This window comes from Streptomyces sp. NPDC020884 (genome assembly GCF_044333935.1).
Classification (GTDB): domain Bacteria; phylum Actinomycetota; class Actinomycetes; order Streptomycetales; family Streptomycetaceae; genus Streptomyces.
On the sequence record NZ_JBIRRY010000008.1, the window covers coordinates 377707 to 393003 of the forward strand.

Below are 15297 nucleotides of genomic sequence, written 5' to 3' on the forward strand. Positions count from 1 at the left end.
GCCCTCCCGGCACGGGCGGTCACACCGACATCGGCTCCAGTTCCCGCCGGAACCGTTCCTCGGTCCGGGCGATCCGGGTCAGCGGATGGTCGTCGCCGAGCTGGCGGGACAGCTCGACGACGATCTCCGCCCGCAACTGCAGCGCCTGGTCCTCCCGGCCCATGGCATCGAGCGTGACCGCCATGTTCGAGGTCATGGCCAGCGTCTCCGGATGGTGCGCCCCGAGCGCTTCGCGCAACTGCCCGGACAGCCGCTGCTCGGTCTCCAGCACGATGTCCAGCTCCCCCCGGTCCGCTGTCGCGCTGGCCAGGTTCATCACACAGAACAGGGTGTTGGGGTGCTCCCGGCCGAACGTCTCCCGCATGGCGGCGACCACCAGCTTCAGCACCCGCTCCGCCTGGTCCGGCTCCCCGGCCCCCGTCAGATAGACGCCGAGGTTGTTCTGCGCCGCCAGGGTGTACGGGTGCTTCTCCCCCGGCACCTTCATGTACTGGTCGACGACCTCCTGCGCGGTGGCCCTCGCCTCGGCGCTCTCGCCCGCCGCGAACAGGTCCGCGGCGAGGTTGAGATCGCAGGCCAGTGAATCGGGGTTGGCCGTGGTGTACTTCGCCCGGTAGCGGCCGCGGGTCGCCACCGTGAGGCGGCGGGCGTCCTCCAGCCGGCCCGCCCTGCGCAACGACACCGCGAGGCTCTTCGCCGCGCTCAGCGTGGCGGGGAAGCTGCGGCCCATCGTCTCCTTGAAGCTGTTGTACGTCGTGCTGAGCAGCCCCACCGAGTCCTCGTACCGTCCCACTTCCCGCAGGTCACGAGCGAGGTTCATGGCGGAGGACAGGCTGTAGGGGTGCTCCGGTCCGAGCACCTGGGAGCGGAGGTCGTAGACATCCTGGTCGATCTCCCGGGCGCGGGCGTACTGGCCGACGCTGCGCAGGTTCAGGGCCAGGTTGTTGGCGGCGGCAAGGGTCCGGGGGTGGGAGTCGTGGAAGATCTGCCCGAACCCCTCGTGGGCCTCGGTCGCCATCTCGATCGCCCGCGCGTAGTCCCCCAGCAGACCGAGGTCGATGGCCAGGCTGCTGGTGGTCATGTAGGTGTGCGGGTGCTCGGGTCCCAGCACCGCCCGCTGCCGTTCCAGGGTGAACTCGTCGAGATCCCTCGCCTCCACGTAACGCCCCCGGGTGCGCAGGATGTTGGAGAGGTGGAAGCAGAGGTAGAGGTACTGCAGGTCCCGCTCCCCCAGCTTCTCGTGCCAGATGGCCCGCAGCTCGTCGCCGAGGGCCCCCGCGGTCCTGACGTCGCCGCGCTTCCAGAGGTAGCGGACCCGGTCGATCAGCAGCCTGCGGGTCTCCGGCTCCTTGCAGTTGCGTGCGTCGGAGGGGCCGAGGTGCGGCCAGATCGTCGCGAAGCGCGGCCAGGTGTCCGGGTTGTCGATCGGCTCGTCGTCGTCGGGTCGGGCGCCGGCGAGGATCCGGTGGACGACGTGCCGGGCCTCGCGCTGCTCCTCCTCGCTGAGCTGCGCCTTGATCACGGCCTGGACGAGGCGGTGCACCTGGATGGAGTTGGAGACCTGGTCGACCTTGGCGAGGGCGAACCGGCCGATCTCCCGGATGACCCGGCCCAGCACCAGCTTCTCCTGGAGCGAGGAGTCGTACGGCTTCAGCGCGTCGATCATCTCCTTGCTGTAGAGGAGGTTCGCGGAGATCGGTTCCGGGGCGAAGAAGGCGCAGAGCTGGAGCAGCCGTACGGCGGCGGGCGAGCGCTCCTTGAGCCGGGCGATGGAGATGTTCCAGGTCGCGGCGACCGGTTCCGGGTAGCCGGCCGGCTGGTTGAGCGCGAGGACCTGGGGCGCCTGCCGGGCGAGCTGTTCGAGATAGGCGTCGATGGGGGTGGCGGTCTCCGCGATCCAGGCGGCCGCCTGTTCCACGGCGAGCGGCAGATCGCCCACCGCGGTCGCCACCTGGGAGGCGTCCTCGTCGCTGAGCCCAGGGGCCCGGCGCTGGAGGTGCTCGATCGACTCCTCGCGCAGGAAGACGTCCACCGGCAGCGCGTCCCCGTGCTGGGACCAGCTCTGGTTGCGGGAGGTCACCAGGATGTGGCCGGAGCCGCCCTGTGGGAAGTAGCGGCGCAGCTGTTCGGGGTCGTCCGCGTTGTCGAAGACCAGCAGCCAGCGGTCCGAGGGCACGCCGCGTCGCAGCAGGTCGACGGCCTCCTGCGAGGCGGCCGCCATGTCGTCGCCGCCCTGGGCGCCGAGCCGGACGGCGAGTTCGGCGAGCGAGGCGACCACGTCGTCGGGCTGCTCGGACGATATCCACCACACCAGGTCGTAGTCGGCCATGAAGCGGTGCACGTACTCCAGAGCCACCTGGGTCTTGCCGACGCCGCCGAGTCCGTACAGGGTCTGCGGCTGGGGCAGGACGACGGCCAGGCCGCCGCCGAGCTGGTCGCGCATCCGCTCCAGGACGAGCGAGCGGCCGGTGAAGCCGGGGTTGCGGGGCGGTGCGTTCCAGATCCTCGGCACGGTGCCGGGGAAGCGGGGGCCGGGCGATACCCCGTCGGCCACCTGCACCGGGCGGTCCAGGGCCCGCATCACGGCGGTGGTGGCGTGCACCTCGTCCAGCCGGAAGAGGTCGACCGGATTGCGGTCGATGTACGGAGTGGTCAGGCGTACGTCGCCGACCCGCAGCGGGACCAGACGGCGGCGGCCGCTGCCGACGGCCTCGGCGGCGGTCCGTTCCCACAGCTCGACCGCGCGCTGGGACTTCAGGTAGGCGCTGGAGAGCAGCACCACGGTACGGACGGCGCTCGATGCGGTGGCGTCAGCCGGCTCCTCCGGGGGGCGTTCGGCGGAGACGTCGCGCGGAACCACCCGGAAGCCGGCCCGGGTGAGGATCGACTCGAGCCAGTCGGCCCACATCCGGTTCTCCGCCACATAGCTGAGGAAGAGATCGGCGGGCAGGGCGGGCCTGCGCCGGGTGAAGGCGTCGCGGATGCGCAGCCGGACCTCTTCGCCGATCGGGGGCATCGAGGTGATCTCCCGGTCGGTGATGACCGCGGTGAGCCGTTCGAAGGCGGAGAGCAGCGAGTTGGTGAGTCCGGCCTCGTCCCCGAAGGTGGCGAGCGTCTCCTCATAGGCGTAGTAGGGGCGGTAGGGGATCTCCACCGCACCCCAGTAGGCGGTGAGTTCGTCGCCGGACAGGTCGCGCGGCAGCCGGTCGAACTTGAGCCGGGCCAGCGCCCGTCCGGCGTCCGCCTTCTCCTTCTCGCCCTCGTCGATGCGCATCGGGACGGGGTAGAGGGCGATGGGGCGGCCGGTGTTGCGCTCGGCGATCTGGCGGGCGACGGAGGCCGCGCCGTCGATGGACTGGTCGCTGAGGGTGAAGCAGTCGACGAGCACGTCGGGGAGGTGGACGGTGCAGATGTCGGCGATGTCGCTGAGGCCGGTGCGGCTGTCGATGAGGACGTAGTCGTAGTTGGCCTTCATGTCGTCGCGCAGCGCGTCGAAGAAGTGGCCGCCGCCGAACCGGTCGTAGAAGTTGTCCCAGTCGAAGGTGGAGACGGTCGCGGAGTATTCGCGGTTCTGCCGTCCGGCGGAGACGAAGTCGAGCGTGCCGCCCTGCGGGAACTCCCAGCCGAGCGACTCCGGAGTCAGCGAGACGGCGTGCGGCTGGATGCGGGCGTAGTCGCGGTGCCAGTCCTCGGCGCGCTGGGCGGGGCTGGTCGCGGCCCAGGCGTACTCGGTGATCAGGTCGATCACGCCGGTGGTGGCGCCGAGGGTGGCGGGGTCGAGGAAGGGGTGGAAGAACCGGTGGAGTCCGGGGGCCTCCAGGTCCCAGTCGACGGCCAGCACCCGCTTGCCGTTGGCCGCGAGGATCCAGGCGGTGTTGGCGAGCGCCATGGTGCGCCCGGTACCGCCCTTGTACGAGTAGAAGGTGACGATGCGCCCGTCACGACCGGCACTCATAGGTCCTCCGCTTCCGTCGCAGGGTCGTGCGGGTCGGGGGTGTAGCTCGTACTGCCCATGGGGCCGGTGAGCCGGGTCCGCTCGCCGGATCCGCCGCCGGTTCCGGGCGGGTAGGCCTTCGCGTGCTTGAGGTACTGCTGGGCCGCCACCTCGACCACTTGGGGCAGCAGCTGACCGAACGCCTCCATGGTGGGGACTCCTTTCGCGGCGGCACGGCAGAGGGCCCGGCCCTGGCCCATCTTGATCGGCATGGTCGCTTCGAGCTTCTCGGTGAGCTCGTTCTCCGCCGCTCGGCTCTGGTGGTCGTCGCGGCTCCAGGGGACGACCATGGTCACCCAGGGCCGGTTCTCGGCGTCGAAGGCGGCGAGCCTGCGGCGGTGGTCCTCGTCCCTGAGGGCCCAGCGGTCGACGAGCAGGATCTCGGGGGTGCTGGGCGGGGCCTTGCCGTCGTGCCGGTCCTCGTCGAACGAGGTGATGACGGCCTGGTAGTTGAGCGATCGGACCAGTTCCTCGGCCACATAGGCCAGCGGGCGGGCGGCGGCCGGGTAGTAGGGGTTCCAGTCCTGGGGGTGGTCGCCGTAGTGGTCGCTGTTGCGCCCCTCGGGCAGATCGTGGCGGGTGGGCGCGGCGACGGTGATCTGCATCGGCCGGGGGGCGCCGACTCCGCTGCTGGGGGAGCCGAAGGCGCTGGGCGCGAGGCGGTAGTCGACCGGCCGGCCGGTGTCGATGCGGACCGAGTCGGCGACGCTGACGATGCGCTTGGCCAGTTCGTAGACGGCCCGTTCGTATTCCTCGGCGAAGAGTCGGAGCTTGATCAGGCCGTAGAGCCCGTCGCTGACGTAGCGTTCTCCGAAGTCACGGTGGTTGAACTGCAACCGCTCGGCGGAGCCCGGCAGTTGGCTGGGCGGCACCGGCACCCAGAGGGCCGGGACGATGGCCTCGGCCGGCTGGTTGGAGCGGGCCCGGTGGTGGATGGCCCGCTGTTCGAAGGCGTACCACTCCTTGCCGCACATCTCGCTGGCGAAGTAGCGCGGCGAGAACAGCGGGACGAAGACCCGGCAGGTGGCGAGGACATCGCCGAGCCGTTCCGACCAGCCCTCGCCGGAACGTATCTCCCGGTCCATGAATCCCGCCGGTGCGCCGGCGGGTAAGTCGGTCATGGCCATCACATGGCCGCAGAGATCTTGGAAAAGCCGTTCGACCCACATATCGGGGTCCGTGCCCCCGCCATACCCCGGTGTGTGGGCGTAACTCAGAAAGAAATACGGCCGATGGCCCACCGCTCGCTGTTGCGTCGATGCGTGCACACGACCCCCGTCCTGTGTGAGCACTCGCATCCCAGAAGGAGGAAGGGAGTGCAAGCGAACTCATCATTCCGGAACGGACCGCTTTACACCCCCCTGCCGTTCGGTCATTCGAACGTCACTTTTTGGTCAGACGTCAGAACGTTCGATGCTCGACCCGGACGGCGGGGAGTACGTGCCGCGATTCTTCCCGGCCGTCCTCCGCGTTCCGCTGATCTCCTTGCGGACAGCGGCGATCAGCTGTTTTCCGTCGACCGTCACCTCCGCCGCGTTTTCGATCATGTCGAGTGCTTCCGGAACACCCGTGAGGAAGCGCGGATCATAAAGCCCGAGCCCCGCCCGTTCGAATGTCTCGGCCAGCAGCCGGGAGAACGTCACGTGTTCGCCCTCCCAGGGCGTCCGATGTTCCCAGGTACCGTCCAAGGCGTAAAGATCCGTCACTTCACCGAGCGCCCGCAGCTTCGCCCGACGGAATCCGCTCAGCAGGCCGAGTGCCAGCTCTTTCGCGTCGGATGTCGCCCCGGCGCCGAGTGCGCCGGGGCCGTGCCGGCCGGGCCGGGCCGCACCGGAGGCGAGCGGGGTCACCGTGGTGAGCGTCCGGGCCGCCTCGGCGGCCTGGTCCGGAACGGCGTCCTCCAGCAGCGCCCAGGCCTCGGCGATCCGGTCCGCCCAGGCCTCGGCCCCCGCCGCTTCGAGGCGGCCGGCCGCCGGGGCGTCGAAGCAGTCGCGGAAGGGGTCGAGGTCGTCCAGCAGAAGGGCGGGGGCCGCTGCCCGCCGCAGGTGGCGCACGGGGCGCCAGTGCGGGCCCTCGGCGCTCCCGGGCGCGATGTGCAGCTCCGTTCCGGGTGCGGCGTCCTGGCCGCGGACGAGGAAGCCGTTGCCCGCGGCCCGCACCACCGCTGTTCCCCGCTCCCCCGGGCCGCCGATGAGCACCGTGCCGAGGGTGGGCAGATACAGGCGTCCGTCCCGGTGGGCCACCGGGACGGGCAGGTCGCGTCCGGCCCGGACGGCGGCGGCGGCCACGGAGGCGCCGAGCCGTTCGGCGGCGGGCCCCGTCAGGCCGCGGCCGGCCTGGACGTCCTCGAGGGCGCCGACCAGCCAGGTGCGGGTGTAGGGATGCGCGAGCACCGCGTCGAGCGCCTCGGCGCCCGTGGTGTCCGCCTCCAGCGCCGCCGCGAGCCGCCAGGCCTCGTCCCAGAGCGCTCCGCCCCGGCCGTCCAGGGTGTCGTGGAGCACGGCGAGCAGCGTCCGGGTCAGGTCCTGGTGGGCGGCGAGCAGTTCGTCCGGCGACCGGACGGCGGGCGACTCGGCGGCGGCGGCCGTGCGGTCCTCGATGCCCCGGACCAGGGCGGCCAGGTCGGCGCAGTAGACCGACGGGTTGTCGAATCCGCTGTCGGAGCGGTAGCGGTGGGTGTAGAGCCCGCCGCCGCACGAGCGCACGACCGGGCAGCGGCGGCAGGTCTCGCTGACGCCGGCCAGACCGAGCTGTCGCGCCTGGACGCCGGGGTGGGCCGCGACCTCGTCGAAGCTGTTGCGGAAGACGTCGAACCCGGTGGCGGCAGCGCCCTCGTAGGCGCTCTTGAGCGAGTCGACCTGTTCCAGCTGCCCGTCGGTCTCGATGACGACGAGGTCGGTGGGGGCCAGGCCGAGTGACTCGGTGAGGCTCGGGCCGCCGCTCAGGCTGGAGTGCACCGAAGCGAACATCCGTACGGGCATGGGGCGGCCCTGCTCCGTCCAGCGGTCGTGGACCGCCAGGAGCCAGTCGGCGTACGCGGTGGGCGATCCGTCCGGCCGCGGCGGCGGGTCGTCCCAGGTGGCGTGCGGCAACAGGAAGTCGACGAGCGGGGGTTCGAGCGCGGCGAGGGCGTCGTGCACGGCCACCGGGTCGTTGTGGATGTCGACCGTGCACAGCAGGCCGAGGTCCAGATGGCGGTAGCGCTCCTGGCGGAGCAGTTCGACCGCTCGCATCACCATCGGGTGGCTGCTGCGTCCGTTGGCGAATCGGCGGTGGCGGTCGTTGGCCGCCCGGTCGCCGTCGAGCGAGATCCCGACCCGGACGTGGAAGGCGTCGAAGAGTTCGAGGTAACGGGGGCTGAGCTGGACGCCGTTGGTGTGGATCCTGAGGTCCAGCTCAGCGATGCCGTTCAGAGCCGAGCCGAGCTCCTCGCAGACCCGTCGCAGTCGCGCGGGCCCCGCCAGGAGCGGTTCCCCGCCGTGCAGGATCACTGTGACGGAGGGAAGCGCATGAGTGGTCGCATGCTCGGCCAGGCGCCGGGCAGTCCAGGAAATTGCCTCGTCAGAGATGGTCTTGGGGCGGGTCAGCCAGCTCTGATCTGCATGTTCGTAGACATAACAGTGGTCACAGGCCAAATCGCACCTGCTGTGCACTTTGAGAACGAATTCACGGAAGGGGACCAAGGGTCCTGTCATTCCGACATTCTAGCCACTCCTGACGGCCGTTCAGAGCGCCGAACTGAAGGTGGAGATCCGTGTGGACCGGGCCGTTGTCGCACCGCACACGCGGCTGAGCTTCCTGGCAGCCTCGGCGCTGTGGACGTCGGTCGCCGCGAGGGTGGCGCGGGTCTTCGCAAGGGCGAAGGCGGGGGTGGTTCCGTAGGTCTTCACGGCCGTCCTAGGGGGATCCTGAAGGGGTCTGTTTCCGGACATTGAAACGCTGCCGGATTCCGTGTCATCACACGGCCCGGCACGCGCACTTTACTACCGCGCGGCCCCTGACACATGCCGGCGGACCAGCCTTCACCACGGGTTTCAAAAGTCGAAACACGCCCTCCGCTCGACCGGTCGGGTGAGCGGAAGTGGAGGGGTGGAAGCGGCGGACCGCGCAGTGGTCCGCCCAGCCGCCGGCCCTTGCAGGTGGGAGACTTCCCGCCGCCGGAAAAGCCGTGCACGGATGTGTCGGGAGAGCGAACCGGGACGCGCCTTCCGGAGCCCCGGCCCGGCTCGCCCGGACGCCTCGGCGTGATGTCATTCACTCGTTCAGCGGTTCCTCGCCGGGAACGTTGTATCCCGCACGGGAGCCGCGCATGCAGTCCAGGACGCGTTCGTGACTGTCGCCCACGACGTCCGTGACCCGCACCCGGACGTGGAGGGACTCGACCTTCCCGACGAACCGCTGCGAGAAGATCCCCACCGGCACGGTCTCGTAGCCCCCGGTGCCGACCAGCGGAAAGCCCTGTCCGAAGGCGATGAGCTGGTAGTCCCGCCCCACCGTCAGCCCGCCCGCGTCCAGGGTCGCGACGACGTCCGGGACGGCGACCCAGGGCGCCGTCGCCCCTTCGGGCTTGCCGCGCAGGACCACACGGCAGTCCCAGCTGTCGATCACGGCGATGTGCTGACCGCCGTTCAGTATCCCCACCCGCCAAGCCGGTTCCCCCTCGGCGAGCAGCCCCTTGCGCCAGGAGCCCCGGTAGCCGAGGTAGGGCCGGACCGTACGCGCGTACTGCGCCCTCGCCAGAACGGCCCCCGCCGCCACGGCCAGCAGGCTCCCGAGCGCCTCCATGTCCAGCAGTTGCAGGCGCCAGGGCCAGTCGCTCCGGGCGCCGGGCGAGACGTTGGCCCGGACGGCCTCCCACAGAAGGATCAGGATCAGGACGGCGAGCAGCACCAGGGGAGCGGTGAAGAGCAGGGGGCTGCGGCGCACCCTGCTCTGGCTGTCCTGGAGCGGTATGTCGTCCTCCGCCCCTCCGTGCCGGTCCTCCTCGATGGCCCCTCCCCCGCCCGGAGGCGGCCGCGCCTCCGAAGAAGCGACAACTCACCTGCCTGTCAGTCCAGTTGGGCAACCTTGCCACATTGTCGCGGGGCGAGGAAGGACGCCTGCGCCGAAGTGGCCGAACCCCGCCGTGGTGACCGCCCGGGGGGCCGGGACGGTCTTGCCGCGCCCGGCCCTCCCCCCTACTCTCGTGGCCCGGACGGGGGCACGACGACCGGCCGGGCCACACGACAACTGCAGACGGAGGCGACCATGACGGCGCTGCCCGAGCCGCTGAGATCCATGGTCTTCAGGAACGATGACCTGCCGGCGCTGTTCCATCACACGGACGCGGTCGCCGTGGCCCGCCAGCGCGAGGCCGTGAACACCACGCGGGTCCAACTGGCGCTGCTCGTGGGCGGCACGGTGCCCGCGGCGCTGCCCTGGCGCGCCGAGGACGGCCCGGCGGTCCGGGCCCTGTACGGCGTGGCGGCGCTGGCCTACCTCGGCGTGCTCCTCGCGACCTTCCTCGCCTCCCGCCGGAAAGCAAAGTCGCACTGGCAACTGAACCGCTCGGCGGCCGAGTTCATCAAGTCCAACTGCTGGCGTTACGCGGTCCACGGCGCGCCGTTCGACAGCGCCTCCGGACACCCCGAGGCGTTGTTCGCCCATCGCTTGGAGGACGGCCTCCAGGAGCTGCGGAAAGTGGGCTGGGCCGACCCGCGCGAGGACCTGAAGGATTCCGGCGGCCTCATCACGGAGTCGATGCGCGCGTTACGGAACAAGGCCTACACGGTCCGCAAGGAAACCTATGTACGGGACCGGCTCATCGAACAGCGGCGGTGGTACCGCAGACGTCAGCAGGCCTCCCGGCGCGGGGCGCTCCTGTGGTCGGGCGCGGTGGTCGCGCTGACGCTCCCGGCGCTGGTGCTGAGCGTGTTCCAGACCTTCGGGGTGGGGCGGTCGTTCGGCCTGACGGGGGCGTTGTCCGCGGCGGCGGCCGCCTGTCTCGCCTGGAACGAGATGCGCCGCCACCATCCGCTGATCTCGGCCCACTCGCTGGTGGAGCAGGACCTGGAGTCGATGCAGGCCGCCATGGAGACCACCCTCACCGAGCGGCACTGGCCGGCGGCGGTGTTCGAGACCGAGCGGATCGTGTCGCCGGAGCACACCGACTGGCTGGTCAGACACCGCGTGTGAGCCGGTCGCCGCAGGGATCCTTGTCGCGGGTGGCGGCCCGTCAGCCGCGCAGCACCCCGTCCCGCCAGATCACGGTGACCGGGCGGCCCAGGGTGCGGGCGTACGTGACGATGTCGCCCGTGCCGCCGAGGCCCCGGGCCGGGAGGCCGTCCCAGACCGCGAGCAGCCGGTCGCAGTGGTCGGCGATGTAGGCGCCCGCCGCGTAGTACGCCTCGTCGGTGGAGTGCGCGAAGTCGAGCCGGACCTCCTGCGCCGCGCGCGCCTTGAGCATCCGGTAGCGGGCGAGGTCGGCGGCGTTCTCGAAGCAGGCCTCGTAGTCGCCGCTGGGAATCACGGCGGTCAGTTCGGCGCCGCAGGCCAGGGCGAGGTCGGCGAAGAGCTGATCGGCGCCGACCGCCAGGCTGGAGAGCGCCTGGGTCGCGCCGTCGAGGCCGCACAGCGCGGCCCGCAGACCCGCCAGCACATGGGCCTGGGCCTCGGCGGGGATGGAGCGGTGACCGGTCACTCCGATGCGATTCACGGACCTGCTACCCCCTGATGCCAGCGGAGCGCACCCCGGGGGCGGGTCCGCCCCCGTCGCCCCGTCACGACGACCCGTCGTCGCGACATCCTCTCAAGAGCCCCCGGGCGAGCGGGAGCCCCCGTCCGGAAATCCGGACGGGGGCACGTGTGTACGGAGTGCTCCGTACCTGGCCGGCGGGGCCGGTCAGTACACGCTGACGCCGTACGCGCTCAGCGCCTCGGTGACCGGCTGGAAGAAGGTCGTTCCGCCGGAGGAGCAGTTGCCGCTGCCGCCGGAGGTGAGACCGATCGCCCGGGTGCCGGAGTAGAGCGGGCCGCCGGAGTCGCCGGGCTCGGCGCACACGTTGGTGCGGATCATGCCGTAGACGACGTCGCCGCCCCCGTAGTTGACGGTGGCGTTGAGTCCGGTGACCGAGCCGCTGTGGGTGCCGGTGGTGGAGCCGCGGCGGGTGACCGCCATGCCGTTGGTGGCGTTGGCGGCGCTGGTGATGTCCTGGCCGCCGACCGTGCCGTCCTTGGGAATGGTGGTGTTGGTGTAGCGCACGATGCCGTAGTCATTGTTCGGGAAGCTGGACCCGGAGGTCGTGCCGAGCACGGTGGTGCGGGCCGAGTTGGCCCACCAGGTGGTCGCACCCTGGGTGCAGTGACCGGCGGTCAGGAAGTAGTAGGTACTGCCGCTGCGGACGTTGAAGCCGAGGGAGCAGCGTCCGGTGCTGGAGTAGATCGCGTCGCCGCCGGAGATCAGCTTGGTGAACTTTCCGGGGGTGCGCTCGATGCTCAGTGCGTCGGCGTTGGCGCCGGCCGACTTCTTGATCCGGTTGATCTCGGCCTGCGAGACCGTGCTGTCGACGGTGACGACGAGGCGCTTGGTCTGCGGGTCGATGTTCCAGGCGGTGCCCGCGATGTCGGCGCCGAGCACGGCGTCGCTCGCCGCGGTCAGCTGGTTGGCGCTGAACGTACGGGGTGATTCGGCGTTCGCGGTGGGAATGGCCAGTGCCGCGACGGCGGCGAGCCCCGCGAGTACGGCCGTGGTCCGGACGCGTCTCGCCGTGTTCGAGCGGTTGTTGGTGCGCTTGATCCACACTTCGGGTTCCTCCGAGGGGAATCGGGGGCCCTCCTGTGGGGTGGCGGGCCCGTGAGGCGCAGTCGGGGGCCCTGTCCGGATTCCGGAGTTGCCGTGCCCCTGACAATCGCTGACCGGAGTATCGAGGGGTCCGGACAGGGGGCGCAAGCATGCCTTTCGGCCACCCGGATCACCCGCGTCTCCGGCCCCGGGAACCATGGGGCTGCCGGGGCCGGAGGGACCTCTCGCGGGTCAGGCGTCGATCCGGTTCCGCTCCCCCGCCGGGACCGCCACGGCGAGCGTGTTGCCGGGTGGCGGGAAGGGGCAGATGAAGTGATCGGCGAAGGCGCACGGCGGCAGCAGCGCGCGGTTGAGGTCGACGCTCACCCGGCCGTCGGCGGCGGGCGCGCCGGGCCGCAGGAAACGGAAGCGGTAGCTACTGTTCCCGCTGGTCGCGTCGGCGAAGACGGCCCACAGCGAACCGTCGGGTTCGACCGCGACCTGGAGCGTGTGCTCCTCTCCGTCCACCGTGAAGGCGATCTCCCCGCCGAGCCCGAGACCGCGCTCGACCCCGTCCGCGTTGGCCACCTGTACGGTCCGGTCGCCGCCGTACGGACGGAAGGTCCCCGACAGCGCCCAGCGGGGGTCGTAGGGGGTGGCCTCGATGGCCGAGAAGGCGCGCCGGGCCGGTGAACCCGGGTCGAAGTCCCGTACCGCCCAGAGCCCTTCGCGGCGCAGCACCACCAGCCGCCGCGCCCCCTGCGCCACCCGGGAGTCGTCGATGGGCCCGCGGTCCGCGCCGAGCCGGATCTGGCCGGTCAGCGGCTTGCCGTCGACGACGACGCCGTCCTCGGCGGCGGCCGTGAGGACCACCTCGTCGCCGTCCTCGCGCCACTGCCCCGGGACGGCCGGAATTCGCCCTTCCGGGTAGTCGGAGAGCCAGTGGGTTCCGGTCAGGGAAAGGGGGCCGTACGGGGCGGCCACGGCGACGATGCGCCCTTCGTGCCACCGCTGCCAGTCCCGCGCGGCGTCCGGCCCGCCGTCCTGCTCCTGCTGCGTCGCGTCCGTGCTCATGCGGTCAACCTTTCCATACCGGCTCCGCGAGGCCGAGGTGCGACCGCAGCGTGGAGCCGGTGTATTCGGAGCGGAACGCCCCGCTTTCCTGGAGGAGCGGGACGACCCGGTCGACGAAGTCGTCCAGGCCGCCGGGGGTCAGATGGGGTACGAGGATGAAGCCGTCGGAGGCCCGCTCGTCGACGAACGCGGTCAGCTCCGCCGCGACCGTCCGGGGCGAGCCGATGAACGACTGCCGGGTGGTCGTCTCGATGACGGTCTGCCGCAGGGAGAGCCCCTTGCTCTCGGAGATCGCGCGCCACCGGGCGACGGTCGCGAAGGGGTCCCCGTGCCGGACCCGGCCCTGGGTGATCTCGGAGTCGGGGACGGGGTCGATCCCGGGGAGCGGCCCGTCGGGGTCGTACGCGGAGAGGTCGGTGCCCCAGATCTGTTCGGCGGCGAGGATCGCGTTCTGCGGGGAGACCTGCTGCCGGCGGATCTCGGCGGCGCGCTCCTGGGCCTCGGCGTCGGTGTCGCCGGTCACCACGGTGACGCCGGGCATGATCTTGAGGTCCTCGGGCTCCCTGCCGTGGGCCGCCAGCCGCGCCTTGACGTCGGCGTAGAAGGTGCGGCCCGCCTCCAGGGTGCCGTGCCGGGTGAAGATGATGTCGGCGGCCGAGGCGGCGAACTCCCGTCCCTCGTCGGAGTCCCCGGCCTGGATGACCACCGGGTACCCCTGCGGCGAGCGCGGCACGGTGAACTCACCGGAGATCGAGAACTGCGGCCCCTCGTGGGCGAACGGCCGCGAGGCGCCGTCGGGCGTCCAGGAGTCCCACAGTTCGCGGGCGGTGGCGACGAACTCGGCGGCCCGGGTGTACCGGTCGGCCCGGTCCAGATAGCCGCCCCGGCGGAAGTTCTCCCCGGTGAAGGCGTCGGACGAGGTCACCACGTTCCAGGCGGCACGGCCCGCGCTGAGGTGGTCGAGGGTGGCGAGCCGGCGGGCCAGCTCGTACGGCTCGTTGAAGGTGGCGTTGACGGTGGCGGCGAGGCCGAGCCGTTCGGTGACGGCGGCCAGCGCGTTCAGCACGGTCAGCGACTCCGGCCGGCCGACCACGTCGAGGTCGTGGACACGGCCGTTGTGCTCGCGCAGCCGCAGCCCCTCGGCGAGGAAGAAGAAGTCGAACTTCCCGCGCTCCGCCGTCCGGGCCAACTGCTCGAAGGAGGAGAAGTCGATCTGGCTGCGGGAGCGGGGGTCGGCCCACACGGTGGTGTTGTTGACGCCGGGGAAATGGGCGGCGAGGTGCATCGGACGGGGCACGGTCAGACCTCCTTCGCGACGGTGTACCGGCTGGCGGGGCGTACGAGCCCCAGGTGTTCGCGCAGGGTGCCGCCGGGGTGGAAGGTACGGAAGAGGCTGCGGTGCTGGAGGAGGGCCACGGTGCCGTTGACGATCCTTTCGAGGTCGCGTTCGGGGGTGATGGGCGTGAGGTGGAAGCCGTCGGCCACGCCGGCCCGGTGCCACTGGGCGATGAGGTCGGCGAGGTCGACCGGGCCGCCCCGGAAGTAGGTGCCACGCCCGGCGAGCCGCGGTCCGCTCTCCAGTCCGGGTTCCGGCGCGGTCTCGACGTCGCCGAGGTCGACGGTGAGCGCGACCAGGACCCGCAGGGCTTCGGGGTCGCGCCCGTGGGCGGCGGCCTTGCGGCGCACCTCGTCGCGGACGGCGGCCGCCTGCTCGGGGGTGGTGGCCCGGATGTGGACGACGTCGGCGTGCCGGGCGGCCGCCTCGCGGGCCGGGGCGGTGGTGGCGTCGATGACGGTGACCGGGCGGCCCTGCGGCGGGCGCGGCACGATCGCCGGGCCCTTCACCGTGAACGTGGAGCCCTCGAAGTCGACGTAGTGCAGCTTGTCCCGGTCGATGAAACGTCCGGTGGCGATGGATCGGATCTCGGCGTCGTCCTCCCAGCTGTCCCACAGCCGCCCGGACACGTCGGCCACCTCCCCGGCCTCCTGCCACAGCTCGGCGGGGGGCGCGGCCGGGCGTCTGCCGAAGAGCCGGGCCTCCGCTTCGGTGGTGGAGACGTCCGCGCTCCAGCCCGCGCGGCCCCGGCTCACCCAGTCCAGGGTGGCGACGGCGGAGGAGACGTGGAAGGGCTCGGTGTGGGTGGTGGTGACGGTCGGGACGAGCCCGATGCGGTCGGTGGCGGGCGCGACGCGGGCGAGGACGGCGAGCGCGTCGAGCCCCGGGCGGGCGAACGAGTCGCCGAGGGTGACGTAGTCGAGCGCGCCGTCCTCGGCGAGCTGGGCGAGCCGGAGGTAGTGCCCGGCGTCGTAGTGCGGCGGGCCGCCGATCTCGGCGGCCAGGTGGAGGGATGTTCGGGCGGACATGGCGGGGACCTCTCGGGTCGACGGTCGGTCGGGGCTCCCGCCGGGTCCGCTGCCCCGGGCCGCGCGCCGGACGGGACGCGCGGCCGGGACGGCGGGCCCGGCAGGG

Annotated in this window: 11 protein-coding genes; 1 reads left to right on the forward strand and 10 read right to left on the reverse strand. The window is 71.6% G+C overall.

Annotation, left to right across the window (positions count from 1 at the left end):
• Positions 1-19: 19 nt before the first annotated feature.
• The 5 genes from fxsT to ACH4UK_RS25350 form a co-directional block, all read right to left on the reverse strand.
• Positions 20-3955 (reverse strand): FxSxx-COOH system tetratricopeptide repeat protein, encoded by a 3936-nt coding sequence (gene fxsT, locus ACH4UK_RS25330; protein ID WP_398359818.1) that lies wholly within the window; start codon positions 3953-3955, stop codon positions 20-22.
• Positions 3952-5292 carry an FxsC protein gene (gene fsxC, locus ACH4UK_RS25335; RefSeq protein WP_398359819.1) on the reverse strand — a complete coding sequence of 447 codons (1341 nt, stop codon included), beginning with the start codon at positions 5290-5292 and terminating at the stop codon, positions 3952-3954. Before fsxC ends, fxsT begins: the two co-directional genes overlap by 4 nt.
• Before the next feature lie 96 nt (positions 5293-5388).
• Positions 5389-7689, reverse strand: coding sequence for a radical SAM/SPASM protein FxsBH, inactivated beta-hydroxylase extension form (gene fxsBH, locus ACH4UK_RS25340; protein WP_398359821.1), 2301 nt, complete (start codon positions 7687-7689; stop codon positions 5389-5391).
• Positions 7690-7719: 30 nt separating this feature from the next.
• Positions 7720-7884: an FxSxx-COOH cyclophane-containing RiPP peptide gene (gene fxsA, locus ACH4UK_RS25345; protein WP_398359823.1), complete on the reverse strand. Its 165-nt coding sequence runs from the start codon at positions 7882-7884 to the stop codon at positions 7720-7722.
• 364 nt (positions 7885-8248) lie between these two features.
• Positions 8249-8920, reverse strand: coding sequence for a hypothetical protein (locus ACH4UK_RS25350; RefSeq protein WP_398359825.1), 672 nt, complete (start codon positions 8918-8920; stop codon positions 8249-8251).
• Between the two features lie 321 nt (positions 8921-9241).
• On the opposite strand from ACH4UK_RS25350, the gene ACH4UK_RS25355 reads away from it, so the two are divergent.
• Positions 9242-10168 (forward strand): DUF4231 domain-containing protein, encoded by a 927-nt coding sequence (locus tag ACH4UK_RS25355; RefSeq protein WP_398359827.1) that lies wholly within the window; start codon positions 9242-9244, stop codon positions 10166-10168.
• 40 nt (positions 10169-10208) lie between these two features.
• On the opposite strand, the gene ACH4UK_RS25360 is transcribed toward ACH4UK_RS25355, so the two are convergent.
• The 5 genes from ACH4UK_RS25360 to ACH4UK_RS25380 all read right to left on the reverse strand — a co-directional run bounded on the left by ACH4UK_RS25360 (position 10209) and on the right by ACH4UK_RS25380 (position 15191).
• Positions 10209-10688 carry a hypothetical protein gene (locus ACH4UK_RS25360; RefSeq protein WP_398359828.1) on the reverse strand — a complete coding sequence of 160 codons (480 nt, stop codon included), beginning with the start codon at positions 10686-10688 and terminating at the stop codon, positions 10209-10211.
• A 186-nt stretch (positions 10689-10874) separates the two neighbouring features.
• Positions 10875-11774 (reverse strand): S1 family peptidase, encoded by a 900-nt coding sequence (locus ACH4UK_RS25365; protein WP_398359830.1) that lies wholly within the window; start codon positions 11772-11774, stop codon positions 10875-10877.
• A 231-nt stretch (positions 11775-12005) separates the two neighbouring features.
• Positions 12006-12827 (reverse strand): DUF1684 domain-containing protein, encoded by an 822-nt coding sequence (locus tag ACH4UK_RS25370; RefSeq protein WP_398359832.1) that lies wholly within the window; start codon positions 12825-12827, stop codon positions 12006-12008.
• Positions 12828-12831: 4 nt separating this feature from the next.
• Positions 12832-14112: an NtaA/DmoA family FMN-dependent monooxygenase gene (locus ACH4UK_RS25375; RefSeq protein ID WP_398359949.1), complete on the reverse strand. Its 1281-nt coding sequence runs from the start codon at positions 14110-14112 to the stop codon at positions 12832-12834.
• Between the two features lie 14 nt (positions 14113-14126).
• Positions 14127-15191 carry an LLM class flavin-dependent oxidoreductase gene (locus ACH4UK_RS25380; RefSeq protein WP_398359833.1) on the reverse strand — a complete coding sequence of 355 codons (1065 nt, stop codon included), beginning with the start codon at positions 15189-15191 and terminating at the stop codon, positions 14127-14129.
• Between the last annotated feature and the right edge of the window lie 106 nt (positions 15192-15297).